This is a genomic window from Acetobacter garciniae (assembly GCF_017377735.1).
Classification (GTDB): Bacteria; Pseudomonadota; Alphaproteobacteria; order Acetobacterales; family Acetobacteraceae; genus Acetobacter; species Acetobacter garciniae.
Map to the genome: position 1 here is coordinate 45,102 of NZ_JAFVMH010000001.1, position 21,368 is coordinate 66,469.

Annotated in this window: 26 protein-coding genes and 2 pseudogenes; 19 read left to right on the forward strand and 9 right to left on the reverse strand. The window is 58.5% G+C overall.

Features of this window, described 5'->3' with window-relative positions; translation table 11 throughout:
- Window positions 1-174: 174 nt before the first annotated feature.
- On the reverse strand, window positions 175-411 hold the full coding sequence (locus J2D77_RS00195; RefSeq protein ID WP_207843951.1) for a (2Fe-2S)-binding protein: 237 nt from the start codon (window positions 409-411) through the stop codon (window positions 175-177).
- Between the two features lie 294 nt (window positions 412-705).
- A complete protein-coding gene (locus J2D77_RS00200) occupies window positions 706-1,470 on the reverse strand; it encodes a glucose 1-dehydrogenase (protein ID WP_207843953.1) in 765 nt (254 codons plus the stop codon).
- A 266-nt stretch (window positions 1,471-1,736) separates the two neighbouring features.
- On the opposite strand from J2D77_RS00200, the gene J2D77_RS00205 reads away from it, so the two are divergent.
- A complete protein-coding gene (locus J2D77_RS00205; protein ID WP_207843955.1) occupies window positions 1,737-3,254 on the forward strand; it encodes a globin-coupled sensor protein in 1,518 nt (505 codons plus the stop codon).
- 63 nt (window positions 3,255-3,317) lie between these two features.
- Here the strand turns inward: J2D77_RS00205 and J2D77_RS00210 are convergent, their stop codons facing one another.
- Window positions 3,318-4,388: a glycosyltransferase family 61 protein gene (locus J2D77_RS00210; RefSeq protein ID WP_207843957.1), complete on the reverse strand. Its 1,071-nt coding sequence runs from the start codon at window positions 4,386-4,388 to the stop codon at window positions 3,318-3,320.
- A gap of 512 nt (window positions 4,389-4,900) precedes the next feature.
- Here J2D77_RS00210 and J2D77_RS17415 point away from each other — a divergent pair.
- Window positions 4,901-5,029, forward strand: a complete 129-nt coding sequence (locus J2D77_RS17415) for a hypothetical protein (protein ID WP_269142503.1) — start codon at window positions 4,901-4,903, stop codon at window positions 5,027-5,029.
- Between the two features lie 415 nt (window positions 5,030-5,444).
- On the opposite strand, the gene J2D77_RS00215 is transcribed toward J2D77_RS17415, so the two are convergent.
- Entirely contained in the window at window positions 5,445-5,960 is a 516-nt protein-coding gene (locus tag J2D77_RS00215) for a YjjA family protein (protein WP_331000159.1), read from the reverse strand.
- A 504-nt stretch (window positions 5,961-6,464) separates the two neighbouring features.
- On the opposite strand from J2D77_RS00215, the gene J2D77_RS00220 reads away from it, so the two are divergent.
- Window positions 6,465-7,664, forward strand: coding sequence for a tyrosine-type recombinase/integrase (locus J2D77_RS00220; protein WP_207843959.1), 1,200 nt, complete (start codon window positions 6,465-6,467; stop codon window positions 7,662-7,664).
- Between the two features lie 2 nt (window positions 7,665-7,666).
- Here the strand turns inward: J2D77_RS00220 and J2D77_RS00225 are convergent, their stop codons facing one another.
- From J2D77_RS00225 to J2D77_RS00230, 3 genes and pseudogenes are all read right to left on the reverse strand, one after another.
- On the reverse strand, window positions 7,667-8,248 hold the full coding sequence (locus tag J2D77_RS00225; RefSeq protein ID WP_207843961.1) for a DUF4760 domain-containing protein: 582 nt from the start codon (window positions 8,246-8,248) through the stop codon (window positions 7,667-7,669).
- Window positions 8,249-8,840: 592 nt separating this feature from the next.
- Window positions 8,841-8,968, reverse strand: a pseudogene (locus J2D77_RS17475) (toxin-antitoxin system HicB family antitoxin); the annotation flags it as partial.
- A 133-nt stretch (window positions 8,969-9,101) separates the two neighbouring features.
- Window positions 9,102-9,347, reverse strand: a complete 246-nt coding sequence (locus J2D77_RS00230) for a hypothetical protein (protein WP_207843963.1) — start codon at window positions 9,345-9,347, stop codon at window positions 9,102-9,104.
- Between the two features lie 198 nt (window positions 9,348-9,545).
- Here J2D77_RS00230 and J2D77_RS17590 point away from each other — a divergent pair, with 198 nt between their 5' ends.
- From J2D77_RS17590 to J2D77_RS00240, 3 genes are all read left to right on the forward strand, one after another.
- Window positions 9,546-9,773 (forward strand): helix-turn-helix transcriptional regulator, encoded by a 228-nt coding sequence (locus J2D77_RS17590; protein WP_407927068.1) that lies wholly within the window; start codon window positions 9,546-9,548, stop codon window positions 9,771-9,773.
- A gap of 323 nt (window positions 9,774-10,096) precedes the next feature.
- Complete coding sequence (locus J2D77_RS00235) at window positions 10,097-10,783, forward strand: DUF433 domain-containing protein (RefSeq protein ID WP_207843965.1); 687 nt, start codon at window positions 10,097-10,099, stop codon at window positions 10,781-10,783.
- On the forward strand, window positions 10,780-11,193 hold the full coding sequence (locus J2D77_RS00240; RefSeq protein ID WP_207843967.1) for a PIN-like domain-containing protein: 414 nt from the start codon (window positions 10,780-10,782) through the stop codon (window positions 11,191-11,193). Before J2D77_RS00235 ends, J2D77_RS00240 begins: the two co-directional genes overlap by 4 nt.
- A gap of 351 nt (window positions 11,194-11,544) precedes the next feature.
- Here the strand turns inward: J2D77_RS00240 and J2D77_RS17150 are convergent.
- Window positions 11,545-11,637 (reverse strand): annotated as a pseudogene (locus J2D77_RS17150) (XRE family transcriptional regulator); the annotation flags it as partial.
- A 9-nt stretch (window positions 11,638-11,646) separates the two neighbouring features.
- Complete coding sequence (locus tag J2D77_RS00245) at window positions 11,647-12,153, reverse strand: helix-turn-helix domain-containing protein (RefSeq protein WP_331000031.1); 507 nt, start codon at window positions 12,151-12,153, stop codon at window positions 11,647-11,649.
- Between the two features lie 304 nt (window positions 12,154-12,457).
- Here J2D77_RS00245 and J2D77_RS00250 point away from each other — a divergent pair, with 304 nt between their 5' ends.
- The 13 genes from J2D77_RS00250 (at window position 12,458) to J2D77_RS00310 (ending at window position 21,368) form a co-directional block, all read left to right on the forward strand.
- On the forward strand, window positions 12,458-12,709 hold the full coding sequence (locus tag J2D77_RS00250; protein ID WP_207843971.1) for a hypothetical protein: 252 nt from the start codon (window positions 12,458-12,460) through the stop codon (window positions 12,707-12,709).
- Window positions 12,706-12,966: a hypothetical protein gene (locus J2D77_RS00255; RefSeq protein ID WP_207843972.1), complete on the forward strand. Its 261-nt coding sequence runs from the start codon at window positions 12,706-12,708 to the stop codon at window positions 12,964-12,966. Before J2D77_RS00250 ends, J2D77_RS00255 begins: the two co-directional genes overlap by 4 nt.
- Window positions 12,963-13,214, forward strand: coding sequence for a hypothetical protein (locus tag J2D77_RS00260; RefSeq protein ID WP_207843974.1), 252 nt, complete (start codon window positions 12,963-12,965; stop codon window positions 13,212-13,214). The genes J2D77_RS00255 and J2D77_RS00260 overlap by 4 nt, the downstream gene beginning before the upstream one ends.
- A gap of 489 nt (window positions 13,215-13,703) precedes the next feature.
- On the forward strand, window positions 13,704-13,940 hold the full coding sequence (locus tag J2D77_RS00265; RefSeq protein ID WP_207843976.1) for a hypothetical protein: 237 nt from the start codon (window positions 13,704-13,706) through the stop codon (window positions 13,938-13,940).
- A gap of 124 nt (window positions 13,941-14,064) precedes the next feature.
- Complete coding sequence (locus J2D77_RS00270) at window positions 14,065-14,934, forward strand: hypothetical protein (protein WP_207843978.1); 870 nt, start codon at window positions 14,065-14,067, stop codon at window positions 14,932-14,934.
- Complete coding sequence (locus J2D77_RS00275) at window positions 14,931-15,740, forward strand: bifunctional DNA primase/polymerase (protein ID WP_207843980.1); 810 nt, start codon at window positions 14,931-14,933, stop codon at window positions 15,738-15,740. Before J2D77_RS00270 ends, J2D77_RS00275 begins: the two co-directional genes overlap by 4 nt.
- A complete protein-coding gene (locus J2D77_RS00280; protein ID WP_207843982.1) occupies window positions 15,737-17,131 on the forward strand; it encodes a phage/plasmid primase, P4 family in 1,395 nt (464 codons plus the stop codon). Before J2D77_RS00275 ends, J2D77_RS00280 begins: the two co-directional genes overlap by 4 nt.
- Before the next feature lie 128 nt (window positions 17,132-17,259).
- Window positions 17,260-17,529 carry a hypothetical protein gene (locus tag J2D77_RS00285; RefSeq protein WP_207843984.1) on the forward strand — a complete coding sequence of 90 codons (270 nt, stop codon included), beginning with the start codon at window positions 17,260-17,262 and terminating at the stop codon, window positions 17,527-17,529.
- A 238-nt stretch (window positions 17,530-17,767) separates the two neighbouring features.
- Window positions 17,768-18,337 (forward strand): recombinase family protein, encoded by a 570-nt coding sequence (locus tag J2D77_RS00290; RefSeq protein ID WP_207844952.1) that lies wholly within the window; start codon window positions 17,768-17,770, stop codon window positions 18,335-18,337.
- A gap of 170 nt (window positions 18,338-18,507) precedes the next feature.
- Window positions 18,508-18,861 (forward strand): hypothetical protein, encoded by a 354-nt coding sequence (locus J2D77_RS00295; RefSeq protein ID WP_207843986.1) that lies wholly within the window; start codon window positions 18,508-18,510, stop codon window positions 18,859-18,861.
- Window positions 18,858-20,309, forward strand: coding sequence for a terminase large subunit domain-containing protein (locus J2D77_RS00300; protein WP_230975374.1), 1,452 nt, complete (start codon window positions 18,858-18,860; stop codon window positions 20,307-20,309). Before J2D77_RS00295 ends, J2D77_RS00300 begins: the two co-directional genes overlap by 4 nt.
- Complete coding sequence (locus J2D77_RS00305) at window positions 20,297-20,620, forward strand: hypothetical protein (RefSeq protein WP_207843987.1); 324 nt, start codon at window positions 20,297-20,299, stop codon at window positions 20,618-20,620. The genes J2D77_RS00300 and J2D77_RS00305 overlap by 13 nt, the downstream gene beginning before the upstream one ends.
- A gap of 13 nt (window positions 20,621-20,633) precedes the next feature.
- A complete protein-coding gene (locus tag J2D77_RS00310) occupies window positions 20,634-21,368 on the forward strand; it encodes a hypothetical protein (protein ID WP_207843989.1) in 735 nt (244 codons plus the stop codon).

The window sequence follows — 21,368 nt, forward strand, 5'->3', positions numbered from 1 at the left end:
GTTTGTTCCCGCCTGTTCAGGCCTGTAGGGAACGCGCGCCCCGTGCAATTCCGGCGCTCGGAACCCTTTTGCCGATACAGGGAAGAAAAGCATCGGCCCTGTGGCGATATCCATACAGGCAGGGCGACTCCGACAGGCTCCAAGCCCAAAAGGCAGGCCGAATGGCCCGCGCTGTCAGGCGGTCAGCGCGACGGGCTGCGGTGCGGCAGTGACCTGCTGGGCGAGGATGCCAGCCGTCTGGAGGTGTTTCTTGCGGGCCTCACGCAGCAGGCACACGACACCTTGCACGCAGTTGCCGCACTGGGCCTTGCAGCCCCGTTTGGCGTAAATATCTTTCGGGCGGGTTGCCCCATCGGCTACGGCGTTTTCGATATCGGTATGCGTCAGGCGATTGCAGGAACATACAACCATGGACAAGGCCTCGATCGTCGTGGAGCTGTGGAGTCTTTAATCACAAATGATAATTATTCGCAATAGTGAGGTTTGGCAACCCCCGTCTCGCACTCACATCTGGTGGCGGCTGCGCCGTAATGCAAGTGATTAGCATTGCCGTGAATGCAGGGCCGCTCCGTGCCCTGTTCCTGACGGGGATGACAAGGTTGAAAAACTGAAACGAAAGTCAGGCGGCTCGTCACCCAAGGCAGCGCGCTGGCGGGACCGGGAAAAATGATCCCGCTCCATGACGAAACAGGCATCGGGCAAGGCTTACTGGGCCGTGTAGCCGCCATCGATCACCAGTTCGCTCCCGGTCATGAATTTCGATTCGTCGCTGGCCAGATAGAGAATTCCGTAGGCTGCATCATCGACCGAGCCCAGATGCCCCAGCGGGTGCTGGTCAATCACTTTCTGGCGGGCAGGGTCGTCGTCCCTGGTCAGGTCCTCGACCATCTGTGTCCAGATATAGCCCGGATGGAGCGAATTGACGCGGATTTTATAACCCGCCTGCGCACAGTGCAGGGCGCATGATTTCGTCAGCAGCCTGATCCCGCCCTTGCTGGCATTGTAGGCGGCGCGCGTGGCAATGCCGACCAGCCCCCCGATGGAGGAAAGGTTGATGATGGACCCGCCATCCCCATGCCTGCAAATGGCGGCGATGGCGTATTTCGTTCCAAGAAACACGCCATCGAGATTGATGGACTGCACACGCTGCCAGTCTTCCAGGCTCGTGCTCTCGACCGTGCCGTCATACACGATCCCCGCATTGTTCACCGCGATGTCGAGCCGACCGAAATGACGCAGCGTTGTCTCTATCGCGACCTGCCAGTCCTCTTCCTTCTGCACGTCCAGCGTGACGAAAAGGGCTTTCCCACCCCGTCCTTCGATTTCGGCAATAACCTCCTGCCCGTCCTTTTCGTCGACATCGCCAATGACGACGGCAGCCCCCTCCCGCGCCAGAAGACAGGCGGCCGCCTTGCCTATTCCCGAGGCAGCCCCGCTGACGAACGCAACCTTGTTGCTTACGCGCCCCATGTTCGTGGCCTTTGGATGATGTTTATGACCACGCCCATCACGTGCTCTTGAAGGCAGAACGCTCGCGCTGCGTTAAGGATGCCTCTTTTCCATACGGTCGGGCAGGGCGGCCGGACGGTGGGTGCGGTGCGGGCTTTTTGCAGTGTCGCAATTATTACCATGGCCGCGCCAATTTTTCGGAAATCTTAGGATTGTCGTCTCTATAACGGACAGACAGCGTTCCTGATCGCGTGCATGCGCGCACGCACTGCAAGGGCATGTCTTCCATGGCAGTCGTCAAATTCGACCCGAAAAATCACCTGTCCGATGCCGCATTGCTCGAACTGGGCGACAGGCTCGATTTCCTGCTTTTGCAGCAGGACCAGTGCCGGGCCATGCGCTCGCTCAAGGGGCTGGTCGATCGCGAACTGCCACAGGCACTCGACAAGTTTTACGAACAGGTCAGGAAAACGCCGCAGACGCTGCGTTTCTTTTCCTCGCCCGAGCATATGGGGCGGGCCAAAGGGGCCCAGGTCAATCACTGGAAAACCATTTCCAGCGCCAATTTCGGCGATAGTTACGCAAAGCAGGTGCGCGCCATAGGCACCGTGCATGCCCATATCGGCCTGGAACCGCGCTGGTATATCGGCGGCTACGCCATCGTGCTCGACCATCTTGTGCAATCGGCACTGCAAACCATGCCTGCGCGCACGTCGTTTTTCTCCGCTCGGGGCAGGGACGGCGCAGCCGAACTGCCGCAGGCGCTGGGCAGCCTGTGCAAGGCCGTGCTGCTCGATATCGATCTGGCTATTTCCGTTTATCTGGAGGAGGCGGAAAAAGCCCGTGAAAAAGCCCTGGCCGAAGCCCGTGCGCGCGAGCAGAGCCAGACAGCCCTTATCAAGAGCCTGCGCGCGGGGCTGAAAGCCCTGTCCGAAGGGGATCTGGGTTTCAGGTTCACCACGCCGTTCGACCCGGAATTCGAAATCCTGCGCACCAATTTCAACGACGCGGCCGAAGCGCTGTCCACGGCCTTCCGGCAGGTTTCGAACGCCGCATCAGGGATTGAAACCGGCGCGGATGAAATTGCCCATGCGGTGGATGACCTTGCCCAGCGGACGGAACGCCAGGCGGCCGATATCGGTCACACGGCCACCGCGCTCAGCACCGTTACAGCCGAGGTCGAGCAGACGGCCCGGATCACGCTGAACGCCCATGACACGGCCACCCAGGTCTGCCAGGCCACGCGTGAGTCCGATACGGCGGTGCAGGACGCGGTCTGCGCCATGCAGGCGATCGAGACATCATCGGCCCAGATGTCCGCCATTGTCGACCTGCTGGACGAAGTCGCGTTGCGCACGAACCTGCTTTCGCTCAATGCCGGGGTGGAAGCGGCCCGGGCGGGGGAGAGCGGGCGCGGCTTTGGCGTTGTCGCGACCGAGATCCGTAACCTCGCCCAACGATCGGCCGTATCCGCCAGGGAGATCAGAAAGCTGATTGCCGTATCGTGCCAGCAGGTGAGCGATGGCGTCCGCCTTGTGGGCCGGACACGGGTCACGCTGGACAAGATTTCCAGACAGGTCGATACGATCGCGGATTTCGTGACGGAAATCAAAACCCTGTCCCAAAGCCAGGCGAAAAGCCTGGGCGATGTCAACACGGCCATTGCCAGTATCGACCGCAGCACCCAGCAGAATGCCGCCATGGTCGAGGAATCAAGTGCCGCCACCCAGAACCTACGGCAGGAAGCGCGCGCCCTGGCCCGCAGTGTCAGGCAGTTCAGGCTCGCGCAGGCAGGTCTGCGGTAAACCCGGCGGCGGCAGCGAAAATCCACGGCGGTTCGAGAGCGCTCTGCCCGTTTGCGGGGCGTATCATCCGCCGGTTCCGGCACGGTGCATAAGGACGCGGGCATGGCCGATGATCCGGCCCGTATCCGCCGCCAGCATGGCCGCGCTGGTATGATCGTGGCCCTGCACGCCGGTTTGCACCAGTTCACCCCAGTATTGCAGGCCGCCCTGTATGCTCATGGCCAGAAAGCACGGGTTCTGGTGGTGGCTGGGCACCAGTTCGTAAACCAGGGCCCCGGCCTGGCACCACGCGATATTGGCAAGCCCCGCCCCCAGAAAGCCCGCGACCATTCTTGCCTGGGCAAACAGGTCTATCTGTTCGCGCAGGCTCAGCCGTTCGGGGTGCACCCGTTCAAACCCAAGCTGCATGAAGGCCGCCGTCAGTTCGGCCCCGTTGGGCACATGGCGGTTTGGCGCATCGCCCCGGTCTATGAAAAGAAAGCGCTTTGCAGGTGCAGGGGGACTTACGGCCGAACGCAAGCTGGCATAAGCGTGCCGCGCAATGCCCGAACTGGTAAAATCCGCCCTGCCCCGGATGAAATCCGTATAGATCACGCGTTCGAACTCATAGCGCGTGCCGGGGCGGGTCATCATGCGGCGATGGGGCTCCAGGCCCACAAGATCCAGGCTGTCCTCCTGCCAGCGTGTCAGGGGTGGAAGAAGAAAAACATCGTCCCGCCCTGCATGATCCAGAAAATAGCGTAATGCGGGCAGGGTATGGGCCACCCAATGATAGTAATTCCCGCTCCAGTGATCGAAACCAGCCCATGCCGTGCGACGACAATGCTCTACACGGTCCTTTCCCTGCGTCACGAACTGTTCAAGAACCGTCTGGGGCTGGGTATAGAGCGTGTCATGCAGCGGCAGGTTGTTCCACCCGAACAGGGTCAGGGCGGGGTCGAACGCGGCGGGTCCGAATGTGTAACGGTAAAGGGGCGTTGCTGCGGTGCGCCATGCGCGAAACAGGCTTTGCGCGCCATCGGGAAAAAGGCCATCGCAGGCGAAAGACCCAGGCTGGGGCTGCGATATTTCCATAAGAGCGCGCTTGCCCGCGGCAGTGAACAGCGATGCCGTTTTGATAGGTCGCGAAGCCATGCGCCGCTATGTCATCCCCATGGTTGCAGTGTCGGTCCACGCCGCGGGGAATGCTAGCAACCAGCACGGGCTGCTGGCTACAGCGGATAGGCATCCCGCTGATAAGACCGGGGGATGATACGCAAGGTTTTGCCCGGCACGCTGTTGTTATCCGGATAGCGCGCGCGAAATGCAGGGGTTTGACGAAAACATGACGCCAGACCGGTCCGGAACCGGGCCAAAATCGGTGTGAATGCTCACCCGCTCTGGGCCGATGGCGGAACCAAATGCCGATGACCGGTCGGTGTCGCGTATAGGTGGTGCGGAGATATCACAAAACGGCGTTTCCGCCGTTGGGGTAGCGTTATAAGTTGGAATTTAATATCCGCTTCGGGCATAATATGAAGTGATTGCAAGCCACGCGTTCGATCCATTTCATGAAATTCTAACTATGCTTGTCCAGAGGAACAGCACGCATGACCATCGGACCCCTGACAAAATTGGGCCTTATAGAAAGGTTGGCCATTCAGCTCATGAATAGCGACCCAGGCGCCCCCGATCCGCGAACCCGTGAATATACGGATACGACCTATCAGAAAGCGACCATCATGATTGATGCGCGCGATAGCCGCAGCACCAGCCTGATCCAGAAAGACGCGTAAGAGACTGTTTCTAAAGCTTCTATGCTGGATGAAAAAGAACGCCGGCCGCAATAGGCACGGCCACGGGTCCTAGGCATCGGATGGGGCCGCTTGGTGCCGGTCCATCAGCAGCGGAATTTTTGAAACAGCCTTCAAATATGTCTTACGCCCGCCACCGACAGAATGCCGGCCGGGTCGGGATCGGGCGCAACCGTTCCTGCTGTGCACAGGACAGCCATCGTTATCGTAGAAATCCGCATCATTCCCCGAATGCCTGCACCCGCGCGGATCCCGTCGGCTTTCAGGATTCCGGAGTCGCCCCTGCGCAATTCACGATCGGGCCTGTAACACCCGGCGATCATTGCTGCTTTGCCGCCCTTGGTGCCCCACCCCAACGCCTGTCATGCGGCGCGTGGGGCAAGGCATTGAAAACAGGTCAGAGAAGGTTCTGCGCGCGGCTCAGGACCATATTGCAGACTTTCTGCTTCAGCCCGCTTTTGAGTGTGGAAAGGGAGAACGGGTTGCTCTCACCCGTCAGCAGCTGTCCTTTCTGGCCGGATGTATAATCGCTCGACGAGGTAAGGCCCGCCTTGGAGGTCAGCCCACTTAATGCGGAAGTCGCGCCGCTGCCGCTCAGGTAATTGTTCTGCACGCAGTAGCTCAGAACGCCCGCTATGTTTCCACTGCTGGCGGATGAGACGTTGGGCAGCATTCCGCTCATCATGCCACTGCCCATCCCGCTGCCCATGCCACCACTGCTCATACCGCCCATCGCGTTTTCCGCGCTGCCCATGCCGGGCATGGATTGTGCATGCGCTGATGACGTCAGAACACCGATCGCTGTCAGACAGGCGAAAATGCCGTGTGAGTAACGCATCGTTTTTTCCTTCTCCAGAGGCTTCAGGGCGGCACCAGTGACACGGAACAGGTCAAGTGCAGCCACGATCTTCACCGCTCCTTCCCCCACCATATGGGGTTCGGTCCCGACCGGGACAGCGCGGAGTCACGGCAAGCTTACCCGCCCTGACACTGCCAGACCAGTCAGCAAGCGGTCATTTCAGCCACCAGACCAGATCCGGGCCGGGCGCTTCAAAGTTGCGGCGCGGCGCAGGGCCGGGGCAGGAATGGCCGCATAACCGACGATCGGTTGCTTATGGGGGAGCGATATATAGTGCCGCAGAGCGGACCAAGCGCCTCGGGCGGCCGCAGGAACATGAAATTTAAAGGGGATGTGTAAACTTTGCCATAAGTCGAATTTTGCATGAAAAAGCAAATACTTGGAGCAGGCGGCTGGTGGAGCTGAGGTCCACCGATCTGGCGTCTCCGGGCGGTTCTGTCTGACGCAAATTCGTGCTATGATATCAATACTTTGCAAGACAGTCCGTCTCCCTGTGTGTCTGTGCGACTCTGCGTGGCGCAGTCTTTAAGGGGGGTTTTAAGAGGGGGACTCCAGGTTATGAGTCGGGTTTCACCACACCAGCTTACAGCCCGGCAGGTCAGCGCCCTGAAAGACGGATCATTGGCGGATGGAGGCGGCCTGTGGCTGGTCGCCCAGGGGGAGGCCAAGTCCTGGTATTTCCGCTTCACTAGCCCCGTGACGGGCAAGCGCCGGGAAATGGGAATCGGCTCGGTGGCCAACATCACGCTGGCGGATGCCCGCAGGCGCGCGACCGAGGCCCGGCATCAGATGGCGGATGGGTTGGACCCCATAGACGAACGGCGCAGGCAGAAGGCGCAGGACCGCAAGGAAACCGGCATCACCTTTGCCGAGGTGGCCCAGCGCTACATCAAGGAGATGACACCCGGTTGGCGTGATCCACGGGCCGCTACCATATGGACAAGTTCCCTCAAGCGCCTGGCCTTCCCCATTATCGGTGCCAAGTCGGTCGCGGAGGTGGAAACGGAGGACGTGTTGTCCATCCTCCGCCCGATCTGGCAGACCACGACAGAGACGGCCGACCGGCTGCGGGGCCGTATCGAGCGGATCCTCGATTATGCACGCACGCATGGCTGGCGCGACGGGGAGAACCCGGCCCGCTGGCGGGGGCATCTGGCCAATATCCTACCCAAGCCGTCCGCTGTCACAAAGGTGCGACACCATGCCGCCGTGCCCCGGAAGGACATAGCCCGCGTCATGGCTCGCCTGGCCGAATCGGAAGGGATGGCGGCCAAGGCCGTACGCTTCACCTGCCTGACGGCCGTGCGCTCCGGCGAGGTCAGGCACGCGACCTGGCTGGAAATCGACATGGCAGCCCAGATATGGACGATCCCGGCCGAGCGGATGAAAACCGGCAAGGAACACCGCGTCCCGCTTTCGGAAGGTGCGATGACCGTTCTGCATGAAGTCCTGCCGCTGCGCGACCAGCGGGCTGGAGATCTGGTTTTTCCGGGTGCGAAGCGAGGTCGCCCGCTGTCAGACGTGGCGCTGTCCAAGGCCCTGCACCTGGCGGCCGGCACCAAGGACGTAACCGTGCACGGCCTGAGATCCACCTTCCGCGACTGGGCGGCCGAGGAAACGGATTACCCACGGGAAGTGGCCGAAATGGCCCTGGCCCATGCCATCAGTGACAAAGTGGAAGCGGCTTACCGCAGGGGCGATCTGTTCGATAAGCGGCGGGAGATGATGGAAGCATGGCATAAAAACACAAATATATAATTTCAGAATTTCTTTTTATTTCGCCATTCAAGTGCTAACTTTTCAAAATTTATATAAAGATTATAATTTTTACTCATCCTTCTAAGTTCTCCTATAAACGTACAAAGCTCTTCCCAATCACTTATTAATGTAGATCCAAGCCAGTCATAATAAATATCAGCACAAATCGAATCATTTTTGATTCCAATTGCAATCATTTCATATTTATTTATTACAGTTGCTATAGATGACGCCTCTGTATCTCCTGAGCGCTGTGGATCCGCCCACTTTACAAGGTCGCCCTCTTTTTTCAATTTAAGAAATTCAGTTCTTTTCTGCAAAATATAATCATTCGTCTGCTCAAGAAGAATAAGATCCATCGTTGCCTTCTTCTTGGCTATGACTCGATTTGCTTTGAACGTCCTATTTACATTCCACCAAGCTACAAGAGCTGCGGCGGCGGCCCCTATAAATGGAAGGTAGCTTAATAAAGAATATCCTGCGTGAAACCCGTGGCAAACGAGTTGTAATGTATCAGAATCAGAAATGTGAGCTCCAATTGAATGAAGCTCACATCTAAGGTCTCCGGATGATGAATTAGACATGCTAAAAACCTATTAACGGAATTAGCCTGTCTAATAACATTAAGCCGACAGTTAGCCAAACCAACCTTCACGATTTGGCTTACCAAACCAGCCTTCGTGATTGACCTTCTGCATAAGAAATCTCCTTAGATGCAAGATGTAGGCACGAGAGCATAACGCCTCCTGCCCCCGGAAAGATCCAGGGTTTAATATAAGAGTTATCTGGCGGTTGGGTTCAAGAGCTTTAAGAGATCACGGTCAAGACACTTTTTAAAAAAAACTTTCGCCGTCAACCTAACTATCTGAAAAAAAACATTAAAACGATTCTAAAAGGTTTTAAAATATTTTTCTCAAATATCTCTTAACGCTGCTTAACCTCGCTCTTCAGAGCGAAAAAATCGGCAAAAGTTATCTGACTCCTTGGTCTCGATATCGTGTCCAACAACTCAAAAATCTGCTCTTCCCACGTAATACACACCAGCAGCCACTCCCAAAAAGAGGGCGTTTCCAAATTCCGGAAATCGTTTCTTTTTTTGTCGGAAGTGATGGGCCGAATGTCTAACGCGCCGGCAAGCAGTCATGCACATGGTATAATCGGCGGGGTGATGCTTGGCGGCCTCACTGTCAGCATAGAAATCCGCCCCGCCATTGAGCCCTAGAAACTCGCACCAGAACATCCCCGCTTCTACGGTCGAACTGAATGACGGCACGATGGCCGCCAATTTCCATCACGTTGCTCATTGAGCGTCTCACTTTCGGGTATCTGCCACTCGCTCGTTGCCTGCCTTGCATAGTTAGATACGCGCGTTGCTCAATTTAGGGCAGAACGTTGCATTGTTAGGAGGTAACGGGGTTACGGCACCGTATCTGGTTTTCAGTCTGGATCGCCTGCATGCCTTGCAGCTTCGGTCGGGTAACAGCCTTCCAGATCGTATTCATCAAAGACAATTTCAGCGACGGCATAGGGCGGTCCACTATACCAGGACGGGTCTCGGTCTGGCTCGATGTGGATCGCGGTGATCGTGCGCCTGCCGATATCGGTGCAACGCCATTCATCTGAAGCGGTCCAGAAGGATTTGCCGATCTCGAAGTCTGAGGGGTACATCTGGTAATTACTCATGCTGATGGGGTGAGGTCAGGAAGGAGGGGCTGCTTCTGAATGGCTTGTAACTTGACGGGACTCTACTCTGGACCCATATCTTGCTGTGTCCGGTGAGGTGAGAACGGCTACCTCACGCACCAGTCTGTTTCGGCAGGCGGGTAATTAAGTCAGAAACAGCCTGTCGCGCGGGGCTAAATCTGACCCAAGAGATCGGGGATTGCGTCCCGCCCGGACAAGAAAAAAGATCGGTTCGCCGGTCTTTTTTTATGGGCGAACGGGAAGGTAAAGGCGCCCGGCAGCGCGTCTGCCGATATGGCTATCCGGTTCGAGAAGGCATTTGGCGTGAAGGCAGATACGCTGATGCGGATGCAGTCCGCCTATGAGATGGCACAGGCCCGCGCGCATGAGGACGAGATACGAGTGACGCGCCTAGTCGCGGCTTAACGCTGGGTAGCTGTTTTTGCGGTGTTCCAGGTGTTCCGGTGTTCCACTACGCTAGAAGCCTAGAGAAACTGCGGTTTTCCAGAGTGGCAGGGTGGAACACCTTGGAAAATGGCCGGTGTTCCGGGTGTTCCAGCATGGTTTTGGTGTGGGCGGAGGGGCGCCTGTTTTTCGGTCGGACATGCCCAACGCGCGCGTTTGCGGTTTATCTTGTAGAGAGAGAACCGTGTGATATACGCTGCGACCTGCCCGGCTTTAGAACGGGACGTGTCAGGGTGCGTTGTGGTGGCGTGTCTTTAGGCCGCTTTTGCCACAAGGAGGTGCGTATGCCGGATGGCAGTAATATCATAGGCCGGGGCGTTTACCCGGTGGCTACGGCGGCTAAGCTGCTGCGTATGCCCTCCGCACGTATTCGGTCATGGGTATATGGCAATGGCTCTTCTCCGGTGCTTATATCCGATCTTCCCCCTGAAGACGGGCAGGACGCCCTCAGCTTCATCAATCTTATCGAGGTGCTGTTCCTATCTGAGTTGCGGGGGTACGGCATAAGCCTGCAATCCATTCGCGCCATGATTGAAAAAGCCCGGAAACTGATGGGCACGGAGCATCCGTTTGCTATCCGGCAATTCCACACCGATGGGAAAGCAATCTGGATAGAAACGGCTGAGGACACTGGGGACCGCCGCCTTGTCGACCTTACGGACGGCAATGGGGCCATGCTTGAGGTGCTGGAGAGAAGCTTCCGCAAGTCTGTCTCTTTCGATCAGCTTACGGGCACGGCAAGCCAGTGGCGGCCTAGTGCCGATCAGCCGCGTGTTATTCTTGATCCTGCCCGACGATTTGGCAGGCCGATTGATGGCGGCACAGGGATACCCACCGAGGTCTTGGCTGACGCCTTGCGCGCGGAGGGCGGTGACGTTGCACGGGTAGCGAAACTGTGGGAGGTGCCCACAGATGCGGTTGAGCAGGCAGCAGAGTTTGAACTGTGGATTAACCGCCGGATGGCGGCTTGAGGTTCATCTTTGATGAAAACCATCCGCCCATCATGGCGCGGGTTCTAGCTCCCTTGGCGGATATGGATGGACATGTTGTCACCTCTGTCCGTCAACTTGGCCTGGAGAGCACCAAGGACGTGGACTTGTTCCAGATGCTCGCCGATCCTGACACCAAGACAATTCTGATTACCACAGATAAGGCCATGTCACGCCGCCAGCATGAGATAGCGGCAATCCGTGAGACTGGTGCTGTGGTCGTGCTGGGCACAAAGGCATGGAACCAGCAGAGTGATATAGTAGAGCGCGCACGGATGATGGTCTGGTGGTGGTCTACGATCCTGCATTGCTCAATGGAGGCGGATCGCGGGTCGTTTCTGGAGTTGCCCTGGGCAAACACAGTGAAGGCGCTGAGGCGGTGGCGGGCTTGACCCGCTCGCTTTGATTTCCCTCCGCTGGAACCACCAGAAAACAGCCATTGTTTGAAAAACTAATCAAAAGTTTGAATGTGACACGGTTTTCGGGGTTGGTCTGGTATCCCCATAGCCGGAATTTATTATGGGATTGGGAATATTTTTCCTTTTAACCAGACAGGAGGTTGTGCACTTAATAGATGATAATTCATGTCTGAATCTGGGCTCAATTCAATAAAACAATCCCCGTCCGAATTGCGTGCAGGAGAAGAAAATCTCCAACAAATTCTTTTTCCTTCATTTAGAGATGAAACGATTTTATCAAAATCTTTTATACTTCTGCATACTACCCTGTATTTAGACCACATTTTACTTTTTCCCTTTCCTCAACCTAACCCCAGCCCCACCACCATTCTCAGCGATGAACTCGACCCCTGCGGCCTCTAGGGCTGTGCGGATTGAGAGGTGAGTTCAATGCTGCGGGAGCCCAAACACGAGACGAAGTTCGTTGTCCTCATAAATGCTGTCTGCGTTGGGTAATTGAATGCGAGCGTATTTGACATCACCGACGTCTAGGTTCGTTTTCACCCATTCAAGTGCAGATTTTATGTCTGGAAATTCAAGTCGTTTAATATGTCCTATGCTTTTAGGTGTCTTTATAGGCTGAGTCAGCGGACGACTACTCACAATTACTTCTACTGGACCAAAGTCAGGCCTGCGTCGTTCTTCACTCATCTGCCTGTATTCCTTCCTTAGTCGCACACCAGCACCGCCGCCATTTTCAGCGATGAATTCAACGCCTGCGGCCTCCAGGGCGCTGCGGATGGCGGAGAGGGTGCGGGGGTGAGGTGATCGCTTTCCAGATTCAAAATCAGCCAGCGTAGCGACGGCTACTTGTGATGCCTCGGCCAATTCGTTGCGCGTCATACGGAGCATGGCCCGAGCCCCGAGGCATTGTTCAGATGTTATATCTGACATTAGTTCTCACGCTTGACTTCATTCAATATCAGTCTTTATAACTGACTTCGGCTGAAACGCCAAGCGGCCCGCTTTGGAAGGTGAGATTTCCAGAGCAGGCCTAACCACAGACTTGAGGACACAAGCCAATGGCTAAACACGCCCATAGCGTACGGGCTCGCACCTGTACATTCATTTATTCTCCCATCTGGGGCAATCTGCCCTCTCTCCTTGTTCCAATCCTCGTCGTCCTCGCCATTATCTGGCTGGCAACGCCTGACCCTGTTGCGTCCGGTCATGCTGCATTGGCGCTGGAGGTCGTGCGATGAGCCCGCTTGAACGCGCAGCCCACGCTTTTAAATGGCAGGTTGACCATCAGCGCCGCGTGGCTGTGGTCTGTGATGCCGTGACCGATTACCTGGCTAACAAGACCGGAGGGCCGGACGAACGGGACGCCGATATTTGCGGTGGGGTGGTGCTGTTTCTAGCTGCCTATATCCGGCACGGGGCAGATGTGGCCGCAGAAGACGCTGCACATGCTGACGGCACGACACTCCAGCGGGGAGGTGCGGCATGACCAGCCCCATTCAAGCTGCAACCATTGCTGCCCTCAGTTCTGACCGATGCTGCTGGAAGGAACCGACGCTCGACGCGGGCCTGCCGCATAGCCGCCGTTTTACCAGGGCTTTCCGCAAAATCGCCCGGACACGCGCACGCACGCTCAAGGACCTGCAATGCAAGGCCCGGCTAATCCTGCTGACCACAGATGTGCCGGACAGCATGGAGGCCAGCTTGGCCCGCGATGTGCTGGCGTTCACGGGAGGGCGACCATGAGCCAGAAGCAGACTTTTGCGCCACATCAGCGCAAAAGTCCCGTGGCGACACCTGACCGGCTGGCCGTTGTGCAGACCGCAAGCTGGGAATTGAGCGCCATTTCCACCTGCCTATCAGCCATGGGGCGTGAGCTTATTCACGCGCCGGAGGCTGGACGACGCTTGCCTGATTCGACCGGGAACGCAGTGGAATGGCTTGCTGCTGAGATCGAGCGCCGGTGCGCGCTGATTGATGAGGTGTTGTCGTGATTTTTTGGAACATAAAAAGAACGAAGTCGCACAACTCATTGAAAAACGGTGCATTTGACAGCCGGTACCCTTTTCGGGTAGGTTTTTGTCATCCTCGCGAGATGCGTGTCTGGGTGCCGCTAGGTTCTTTTGGGCTTGTCGCTTGGACCCCTTTCCGGTATAAAAAACACCATCATCGCAAGATGTGTGTTCAGCACAGCGCCGGTTATTCGGGCTGCGTTTTTTTGTTTCCCGAAATCTCAGGTTTTGCCGGCAACGGATGGTCGAAAGATCAGCCGGGCTCTGTGTGCATCTGGAAGCACCAAGGGCTTGCGCATCGGGCGCAGTTTCAGTATAAAAACCACTACAATCTCACGATTTGTGTTCAGCGCGGTTCTGCCCTAGGGCAGCCGCGCTTTTTTTGTATCCAGAAAACAAGAATGACGCCCTCGGAACCGTGTGACCCGCTCAGGATCACGCGCGCTTTCGCGCGTCTGCATGGAGACCTCAATGACGGATGTTTCTGAAAGCCCAGTTTTTTCTCAGGAGACACGTGCGGCTTTACCCCTGCTGGTTTGTATCAACCGTGCTCCGGGCGTTTTTGGCATATCGAAGTCGCACATCTACCGTATTGGAAAAAATGGAGATGTCACGCTGAAGAAAATGGGCAGCAGGACCATGGTCGTGACAGAGACCATGTTGGCTTATATCGAGAGCTTGCAGCCGATGACCCCGAGCAATCCCTAAAAAGAAACCGCCAGCCTGAGAACAGACTGACGGCTCCTGAAACCCCTCACCCAAGGGGGTTTTTGATACCACGGGTATTCGTCAGGTACAACTGTTATCTCAGGCAAGTAATGGAGAAGTTTTCATGAGCACGCAAAAGCGTGAACGCTCCCGGCTTGCCGTCTTGCTGCCAGAACCGGTGGTCACGTCCGGCAAGAACGCGCCGGAGGGCATTGTTTCGGACGGTATTATTGACTGGGACTTTGTTCTGCATATGTGGGTGCAGCCCATGAGCAGCGATACCGGCAGGGTCTATGCTCCCTGTGTCGTGTTTCTAGACGATACCTGGGTGATGATCGGCCCGGTCGGGACGCTCGATGCTGCCCGCCAGCTTTGCTACCGCTGGTCGGCCCTGCATGATAGGGCTGTTCGTGACCAGACGCGGTCGCCTGTTCCCCTGCCGATCGCGCATGAAGGAAGTGTGGTTGATATCATGCCTGCCGAGTTGCCAGGCACGTTGCCGGGCGATCCGTGGGTCTTTAACGAAACCGAGAGGCGCTTCCGGCTTGACCTTATCAAGCTTGGTGTCGATCTGGCCAATAGCGCTGGAGGGTGGTCTCTGGATGCGCGTATTGCGCAGATTGATGCCAGTTTACGGGAGGTCTCCGGCACTTTTCGGTCCAGTGGTGTCGTCCAACCCCATTTGGCAAGGGCTTATCTTGCAAAGGCACGGGAGGCCGCCGTGTTCTGGGCGACCGAACTTCAGGCCGTCGATGATGCCGAGGTCGAGACACCCGAGGATATGGCCCGCAGCTTTGTGGATGACATCCGCAAGGGCGGCATTACCTTCGCGGATGCGTATGAACATCTGACCCAGCACTTCACGTACCTGTACGGCGACATACTGAACACGGACGGTTCGGTTTTTGCTGGGCGGCAGGCTTATGCCAGGCGGGCAATCGAGGCCGGGCACGCGCGTCTTCTGTATTTCTTCAGCCAGGTTGCAGAGCTATGAGCGCGGCCCTCGATCAGACCCACGTTCCGTCACCTGGGAATCCGGTGGCGGCCTGTGCGCAGAAGCTGACCCGTCATGGGCTCAAGGTCTTTCCCTGCCAGCAGGACAAGCGCCCTACCTGCAAGTGGGGGGAACTGGCTACCAACTGCCCCCAAAGCGTTCCCATGCTCTGGCGCACCTACCCAGGCCCGCTCATTGGCGTGGTGACCGGGGCGGCATCGGGCTTCGATGTGCTGGATCTGGACTGGGGCAAGGGGGGCGATGACTTCTACCAGGAGCATTGCACCCGCCTGACCGGCACCCGCACGCATCGGACCCGCTCCGGCGGGCTGCACTTGCTGTTCAAGCACCGTGAAGGCATGCGCAACAGCGCCAGCCGGATCGCGCCCGGCGTGGATGTGCGCGCAGATGGTGGGTACGTCATCTGGTGGCCCGCCGAGGGGTTGGAGATTGTCGATCGCAGCCCCGCCCAGCAATGGCCTGCCTGGCTGGTGGAACTGTCCCAGCCCCCTTTGCCGCCCAAGGCGGATCTGGAGCGTGTGGAAGGCGGTCTGAGGGACGCTGATCGCTACGTGCAGGGCGCTGTGCGCGATGCCGTGCGTGCGATTGTCAGCGCCCCACAAGGCAGGCGCAACGACACCCTGAACGCCGAGACCTATGGCCTGGCCCGCTTCATCCCGGGTGGGCATCTGAGCACGGCACAGATTGCCGAGGCCATGGCCGCCGCCGGGCTGCAGGCTGGGCTCAACCAGCGCGAAATCGAGAAGACTATTGCGTCCGCCCTGCGGGCAAGGATGGGCGGATGACGGACAATGTCGATATTGAAACCGCCGTCCGCCAGGGGCTGAGGCAGGCCCAGAACGTGCCCGGCAGCAACAACTATGCCCTGCTGACCGAACACGGCATGGCTGCGGCCTTTACCGAACGGTACCGGGATGCCCTCCGCTACGATCACAAGGTGGGGCGCTGGTTCCTGTGGACTGGCACGCATTGGGAGGAAGACAGCAAAAGCCGCGCCTTCAGCTACGCCCGCGAACTGGTGGCCGAGGCCAACCGGAACAGCGAATTCAAGGAACAGGCCATTACCGGCAAGGCATCTTTCTGTGGCGGGGTGGAGCGGTTTGCCCGTGCGGATCCGGCGCATGCGGTCATGCCGGAGGACTGGGACAGGGACCCGTATCTGCTGGCAACGCCGGGTGGGACGGTCAACCTGCGTACGGGGGACCTGCTGCCCGCAGACCCGGCAGCCATGATGACACGCCTGACTGCCGTTGCACCGGAACGGGCGCCATGCCCGCGCTGGGAACAGTTCCTGCATGAGACCACGAACGGGGATGCCGAGCTGATCGGTTTTCTCAAGCGCTGGTGCGGTTATTGCCTGACAGGGGACACGCGCGAACACGCCCTGCTGTTCGGCTATGGCCCGGGTGGGAACGGCAAAAGCGTATTTCTCAACACCGTATCGCGCATCATGGGCAATTACGCCACGGTCGCGGCAATGGACACGTTCACAGCCAGCCAGGGTGATCGTCACCCAACGGACCTTGCCATGTTGCGTGGCGCGCGCCTGGTCACGGCGTCGGAAACGGAGGAGGGCAGGGCATGGGCCGAAAGCCGTATCAAGCAGATGACTGGGGGTGACGCCATCACGGCCCGTTTCATGCGCCAGGACTTCTTCACCTTCCAGCCCCAGTTCAAGCTGACCATCGTGGGCAACCACAAGCCCGTGCTCAAGAACGTGGACGATGCCGCCCGCCGCCGGTTCAACATCGTGCCCTTCATCCATAAGCCTCGCAACCCCGACAGGGAACTGGAAGACAGGCTCCAGGAGGAATGGCCCGGCATCCTGCACTGGATGATCCAGGGGTGCCTTGAATGGCAGCGCGAAGGAATGCCCCGCCCGACCGTGGTGCAGGAGGCAACGGCCGAGTATTTCGAGGCACAGGACACATTCGGCCAGTGGTTGACGGAGCGCTGCATTCTCGACCCCAGCCTTGAGACGAAACCCAACATGCTGCTCAAGGACTTTCAGGAATGGTGCCGCAGCAACGGGGAGCCCGAGAGCGACAACAAACGCATGCGGGGGATGCTGGAGCGGACGAACGGCGTTCGTTATATCAAGACACGCGGCGTTCGGGCTGTGCGCGGTATTGGCCTCAAGCCGCCTTCTTCAGAGCAAAAACGATGGATGGATTAAACGGGGGGCAGGGTGGGGCAGGGTCCGATCCTTGGTGCCCATGTGCGCGCGTATGAAAACTAGGACGGGACCCTGCCCCACCCTGCCCCCACCGGAGAGAAACCAAAATTTACAGTGATGAGTGGATCATGAGCGATATTGATAAAGCCCATTGTCTTGTCGTCGAGTTACGCGAGAGCGCACCGCGATTTGTCCGGTCGATCAAGAACTCGATATTGGCAACCGCCAATCAACTTGAGAGGGCTATTGAGGCAGGGGGCCAAACTCCAAGGCAACGCGCAAACTTGCGATTTGCTCTCGTCCGTGCGGAACAGCAGGTCGATCTTGTAAAAAAAATGGATGGTGTCAAAGGCGCAGCCACGCCTAAATGTCGAAACCGGGAAGCTCCAAAGACGTGATCGAGGGGTGTTTTAGGGGGTGTGAGGGTATGCCCGGAAAAATTTTCCTCGATGGTCAGCCTCCCTCCGCCGCTGCGCTGGTGCATCAGGTCCGTGTGTTTGTCTCAAAAAGCAAGCCTTTCGGGACAGGAAAAACGTGGGACAGAATGACGGAAAGTCCTAGTCCTAAAATTTTACATTTGACTTTCAGGACGGTCGCGGGATAACCTCTAAGGAGATTTAGGACATGAGGCCAGCCATGAAGATCGGATATGCCCGCGTCTCTACCGTCGATCAGGATGCGGGGCTGCAAGCTCAGTTGCGCGACCTGGAAGCGGCGGGGTGCGAGAAAATCTTTGCCGAGAAGATCAGCGGCACGACCACCAAGCGCCCGGAACTGCTGGAGGCGCTGGCCTATCTGCGCGCTGGGGACGTGTTGGTAGTGACCAAGCCTGACCGCCTGGCCCGCTCTACTGCTGACCTTCTAGGCTATGTGCAGAGCGTGCAGGACAGGGGCTGCGGTCTGATCGTCCTGTCCATGAATGGCACGACCCTGGACACGACCAGCCCTACCTCCAAGCTGATGCTGACCATGCTCGCGGCCGTGGCAGAGTTCGAGCGTGACCTGATGCTGGAACGCCAGAGGGAGGGGATTGCCAAGGCCAAGGCGGAAGGCCGCCCTATGGGCCGCCCTCGCACGGTCCTGTCCAAGGCCCAGACCATCCGCAAAATGAGACAAAAAGGCCTGTCAGCGACCGCCATTGCCAAGCAGTTGGGCATTGCCAGATCGGGTGTTTATCGCGCCCTTGGCGGGCAGGATGAGGGCTGAGCATTTCGCAAACTCGATTATAACAAATTTGTAATGTCTTTTTGGGACTGTCTCCCTGTGTCTCCCACTGTGTCTGTGTGACGCAAGCAAACGGGAATATCCCTTTCCTATCAAGGGGGTTTCCAATTTAGTCTTTGATGTCGTGAAAATACCCCTGTTATAAAAGGGGTATGAAAAAGATAGGCCCCTTTTCGCGGCCCGATACGCTCAGGAAACTCGACGGAAGAAGCAAGGAAGCGCGGCTGCTCAAAGCTGTGCGTTCTGCACTGGTTGACCATCTGGGTGGTGATCCTTCCATTACCCAGCTTGTCCTGATCGATCGGGCGGCCTGGCTCACTCTGCATATGGGGCTGATGGACGACCACATGCTGCAAGGTGGCGCCCCGGCTGAGCGGAACTCCCGCCAGTATCTGGCCTGGGCCAACACGCTGACGCGTACCATGCGCTCGCTCGGTCTCGACAAGTCCCCGACCGTTGCCCGTGGGCTTGACGCCCTTCTGGCGGAGCGGAGGGCGCGGGCATGAGCATGACCGTTCTGCAGGCCATGCACGATCCAGCCCTGTTCGGGGCCGAGTTCGACAATCCCACCTGGACCGCATGGGAAGCCTTCCTGGCAGCACTCCTTGGCGAGGGCATGACAGATGAGCAGAAGCTGATCTGCCAGACGCATACGGGCCGGGCCGACCTGCCAGCCCAGGCATTCCGCCGGGCAGCACTGGTCTGTGGACGGCGCGCGGGTAAGAGCCGCGTTCTGGCGCTACTGGGCACCTCCCTCGCGACCCTGAAGGATTACCGCCCCTACCTGTCCGCGGGCGAGGTCGCGACGGTGGGGATCATCGCCGCCGACCGCAAGCAGGCCCGCACCATCTTCCGTTACGTGCGCGGCCTTATTGCTCTGGTGCCAGAGATGGAAGCCGAGGTCACGCGCGAGACGGACGAGATCATAGAGATGGCGGGCCGCCGCGTGGTGATCGAGATCGGTACAGCCAGTTTCCGTGCGACCCGTGGTTACACCTATGCCGCCGTCCTGTGTGACGAGATCGCCTTCTGGCGTGACGACAGCAGTGCGAACCCGGATGAGGAAATCCTGCGCGCCCTGCGCCCGGGTCTTGCGACCATTCCCGGATCCATGTTGCTGCTCGCCTCCAGCCCATATGCCCGCCGGGGCGTGCTGTGGAAGACTTTCAAGCGCTATTACGGGCAGGAAGGGGCCAATACCCTCGTCTGGAGAGCCGCCACCCGGGACATGAACCCGGAATTTGACGTGCAGGAAGAGCGGGATGCCTACGAGGAAGACCCCGCCGCCGCGGCTGCGGAATACGGGGCCGAGTTCCGTAGCGACATTGCCTCTTTCGTGGCCCCCGAGGTGGTGGAGACCTGCACGGTGCCGGGGCGGCACGAACTGCCACGCAACAGCCGGCTTCGGTATGTGGCCTTTGTCGATCCCTCGGGCGGGTCGTCCGACAGCATGACTCTGGCCATCGCGCATTTCGAAGGGGACAGTGCCATCCTCGATCTGGTGCGCGAGCGCAAGGCCCCGTTCAGCCCGGAAGCCACCGTGATCGAATTTGCCGAAGTTCTGAAAACCTATGGCCTGGCCAGTGTCACGGGCGACCGTTACGGCGGCGAATGGCCCCGTGAGCAGTTCCGCAAGCACGGCATTGCCTACAACCTGTCCGACAAACCCCGCTCCGACCTGTACCGCGACCTGCTGCCGCTGCTGAACTCCGGCAAGGCGGAACTGCTCGACCTGCCTGTGCTGGCCCGCCAGCTCTGCGGGTTGGAACGTCGCACCGGCCGCGGCGGTCGGGACAGCATCGACCACGCACCGGGCGGCCATGATGACGTCGCCAATGCCGTGGCGGGCGCGCTGCTCATGCGTCCTGCGCGGCGGATGCTAAAATTCACACCCGAAGTCGTTCGGAAAATCGCCAATCAGGGCACGAAAGGATACGCAACATGGGCCGTGTAGAACAGGTCATTGACCGCGCCATAGGCCGGGAACGCAAAAGGCGGCAGGAGGCCGAGACTGCCCGGCGCATGGTCGCCCCGCTGGTGGGTGATGCGCTGGGCATGGACAGCGCTGCCGAAATCTACAGTCACGCACTCAGGCAGCACGGTATCGCACCGGGTGGAGCCGATACGGCCGCCCTGCAGACCATGGTTCGCATGCTGCTGAACGGTAATGGCAGCGTCGTAGTCAGTACGCCTTCGTCTGCGATTGCGACGGATGAGGCCAGCATTGCCGCAACCTATGGCGTGCCTGCGCCCCGCAAGCTTTAAGGAGGCCATATCTATGGATACACCCCCCAATGATCCACGCCAGGCCCTTGCTCTTGCCATCGAGAAGCGTGATGCGCTCCGGCGCGAGTTTGGTGGCATTCAGGACGCACTGGCCCGGACCCAGAGCACCATTTTTGAACTGCGGACCAAACTCCAGGCAGCGGAAGCCGCCTTTGAGCAGGCACGCCAGACGAGTGTGACCTGTCTGGTGGACGAGGCTCTGGGCCAGGTTACTGAGGCGCGGCCATCCCTGCGGCAGATGCGTTCTGACCTGGCTACCGCCGAAGATGAGCTTGCCGCTGCCAGAGACGCACAGGCAGTGCTGACCGAGCGGCAGAAGGCGGTTGAAAGCAAGCTGTCCTGGGCGAAAAGTGAGGTCCGGTCGGCTTTGCATGGAGTGGTGCAGGGTAGCCCGGAGGTCACGCGGCTTCTGGAGGAAGCCAAGGCTCTGGAAGCACAGCTCATCGAACGCATGGCCCAGATCGCCTATCTGGTTGGCGCGGGCGTGTTGTATTCGGCGGTTTATGATCCCTTTGCATTGCGCCCCCTTGGCAATGCTCTGATACCGAACCCCACCTCAAGTCAGGCCTGGGCGTTCTTGCTGGAAAAAGAAGGGCGTCGGGACAACCCTGAATGGCATGCAGCGCTGACGGCACTGGATGCCGATGCACAAACCTCTCTGCCCAGCGGTGCCACGGCCACTGCTTCGGGTAAGGGCGGCCTGCGAAAAATGTTGGGAGGGCGTTGA